Here is a 2,867-nt window from a genome sequence, read left to right on the forward strand (position 1 = left end):
CAGTCTGTAGAGCGACCATAAGACCAGAACAGAGTAAATCTGTTAAGGCAGGTGCGGAACCCCGCAAGGGAAAGAAGCAGAAACCTAAATCGTGAGGTTTGGGAATCACCGTCCGTTTTACGGCGGTGAGGATGTCAAGTATATAGGGTTGGCGGCAAAAAGTACGGGCGAAGCATTCGGATAGAAAATCTACGGTTTCACCGATAGGTTATTGCCCGAATGCTTCGCCCCTACAGGACGCGGGCCGATGAAGACGCAAGGTTTTGAACGACGATTCTCTCAAAATCTTGCACCTGTTTCGCTCGTAAAGCCACAAAACCCTTACCTTGCCTACATTTCACATTTATTCAGCAAGCCCTATATAGAAAAAGTTCCTAACCGTAATTCCCCCCCCGCCGTTCTTCGACCTGATTCTTACCGAGAAGGAGATCAAGTCAAAAAAAGAACCCTTGCCAACCTCTCAAAATTACCCGATGATATTATCGACAATCTGAAACTGGCTCTCAAAGGGGCGTTACAATCGAGATAAAAAGAAAGGGAAAACTCAGATAGTTTTTGGCCTACTATGTTAAGCTAAGGGTTGTCCGATAGCGGTAGAAGTCTTTGAAGGAAACACATCCGATAGTGCCACCTTAGCCAGACAAATTGAGAAAGTCAGAAAAGGTTGGGGGATTGAGAATGTGGTCTGGGTAAGCGATAGAGGAATTTTAACCAACGTAAAAGAAAATCAATGGCTCTTCTCGACTTTGTGTGATAATTTTTGCTTATAGAATCGTGAAATGTTTACTGGGAAAGACTTTTAGGACTATTTTGCTGAAGAAACTATCAGTATAGACCCCGTTTCCACACAGAAACCAGAAGAGCCAATCAATGAATTAGTAAAACCGATAGAAGGATTAGACTATATTACTTTCGGACTTTATGGGAGGACTTGGGGACGATTTGCTTGAATACAGTAGAATGTACGATTAGAGAGGTAAGTTATCGTTTTGCTAAGATAACTCGACCGACTGAACTGCAACAATCATGCGTTAGATTTATTAGGGGTTTCCTTGATTTGTACCCAGTAACGGGGTATCGTAAATTCTCTCAATTCCTCCTACAGCACAGGTTATGGCCTTTTGTCAACGGGAAAGTCCAGTTATAGCAGCTAAACGGGCCAGATAGAAGCTAGTAATAGTTTTAGCATCGATCGATTCTCCCCGTGCGATCGCTGATTCCATTTCCTCAAAACTCATAAAAACCACTTCTAGATCTTCATCGGCATCTTGAGCGGGGGGCAAGCTTAATTTTTCCAGATCCTGGGCCAGAAAAGCATAGATGTATTCATCGGAATAACCCGGTGCCAGGGCAAATTTACCCAAAGATTGCCAATTGTGGGCCCGATAGCCCGCTTCTTCCTCTAATTCTCGTTTTACCGTCGTAGCAGGGTCTTCTCCTTCATCGATCGTTCCGGCGGGAAATTCCAGAATTCGAGCTTGCAAACTAAATCGATACTGACGTACTAAAACCAATTGACCTTCCTTGGTGATTGGAACTGCTAAAGCGCCACCCGGATGACGGACACATTCCCATTCTCCCTCGACACCGTTAGGTAAACGCAGTTTCGAGACTTCAAATTGAAAGACGCGACCTTGATAAAAAAGACGTTGTTGGAGAAATTGAGGCGGTTCAGACATAGAAAATTTGCAACCAGGACTTTAAGAATTAATATCAGGAAATGTTGCCTTTGTCACTGGTGTTAGGAAGCGGGTAGAATTATCATCTAACGGCCAAGGAGAGATTCAGGTTATAATGGAAAATGCTGTCTTTACAGGTTAAATCTTTTTCGAGAAACCCCATGGCAAAAAAATCGATGGTAGAACGCGAGAAAAAACGCGATCGTCTCAGACAAAAATACGAAGCTAAACGGACGGAACTAAAAGAACAATTCCGTACCGCCGAAGATTTTGAAGAAAAACTGGCAATTCACCAAAAATTACAGGAATTACCCCGCAATAGCGCTCCCAGTCGTCACCGCAACCGTTGTTTAACGACTGGCAGACCGAGAGGATACTATCGCGATTTTGGTTTATCCCGCAACGTTTTACGCGAATGGGCCCACCAAGGTCTTTTACCCGGTGTGGTCAAGTCTAGCTGGTAGTCAGAAACAATATCTAGGGAAAATACCGTGTTGACTCTCCCCCGCTAACCGCTCGCGCGCTGTAGCGGGGGATTCTCGGTTCTTAGGCTTTTAACTAGATCGACCTGGTTTAACCCGGTCGATCCCCGTCAAATCGCCTCCGCGAGCGTTTTCTAACACGGTCAGTCCGACCGCGTTTTTTCCTCGGTTCTCGATTACCTTCGCTGATGCCGTATCTCTTGGTTCAATGTGGCCGCAAGAATCACACCGGTGAACTCTTTCCGATAACGACTTTTTGCCGGTAATCGCACCACAATTAGGACACTCTTGCGAAGTTCCGTTTTTATCAACCTTAAGATAATATTTTCCCCGTTTCCAAACGACAAACGGTAATATCTCATTAATAAAACTACCGATGCCCGAATCCAGAGATTGTTTTCTAACGATTCCTCTAGACCAGGAAACGAAGTTAATATCTTCAACGAAAATATTATCAGCAAGATCGCAAAGGTAATGAGCTAGTTTAAAGTGCCAATCTCTACGAGTATTAGACACTTTTTCGTGTAATCTCGCTATCTTATCTTGTAGTTTCAACCAACTGTTTGAGCCTTTGACTTGATGTTTCAAGCGTCTTTGTAGCAATTTAAGCTTACTCTGTACTTTCAACAAAAATCGAGGGGCTTTGATTAAATCTCCCCGTGAAGTAGCCACAAAACTTTCAATTCCCGCGTCAATTCCTAAACAG

3 protein-coding genes and 1 pseudogene are annotated in these 2,867 nt (G+C 43.8%); 2 read left to right on the plus strand and 2 right to left on the minus strand.

Going from position 1 to position 2,867, the window contains the following annotated elements; translation table 11 throughout:
- Positions 1-334: 334 nt before the first annotated feature.
- Positions 335-722 (plus strand): annotated as a pseudogene (locus tag IM322_RS23460) (IS1634 family transposase N-terminal domain-related protein); the annotation flags it as partial.
- A gap of 402 nt (positions 723-1,124) precedes the next feature.
- Here IM322_RS23460 and IM322_RS17575 read toward each other — a convergent pair.
- Positions 1,125-1,679 carry an NUDIX hydrolase gene (locus IM322_RS17575; protein ID WP_287673863.1) on the minus strand — a complete coding sequence of 185 codons (555 nt, stop codon included), beginning with the start codon at positions 1,677-1,679 and terminating at the stop codon, positions 1,125-1,127.
- Positions 1,680-1,840: 161 nt separating this feature from the next.
- Between IM322_RS17575 and rpsN the strand changes: the two genes are divergently transcribed.
- Entirely contained in the window at positions 1,841-2,143 is a 303-nt protein-coding gene (rpsN, locus tag IM322_RS17580) for a 30S ribosomal protein S14 (RefSeq protein WP_147071634.1), read from the plus strand.
- A gap of 90 nt (positions 2,144-2,233) precedes the next feature.
- Here the strand turns inward: rpsN and IM322_RS17585 are convergent.
- Positions 2,234-2,867, minus strand: a 634-nt coding sequence (locus tag IM322_RS17585) for an RNA-guided endonuclease InsQ/TnpB family protein (protein WP_287673862.1), incomplete at its 5' end; no start/stop codon positions are given.

The organism is Microcystis sp. M109S1 (genome assembly GCF_020247025.1).
GTDB lineage: Bacteria > Cyanobacteriota > Cyanobacteriia > Cyanobacteriales > Microcystaceae > Microcystis.

Excerpts from the sequence above, each read along its gene's own strand:
- IM322_RS17575 (WP_287673863.1), bottom strand. The coding sequence starts at position 1,679 with ATGTCTGAACCGCCTCAATTTCTCCAACAACGTCTTTTTTATCAAGGT.
- rpsN (WP_147071634.1), top strand. The coding sequence starts at position 1,841 with ATGGCAAAAAAATCGATGGTAGAACGCGAGAAAAAACGCGATCGTCTC.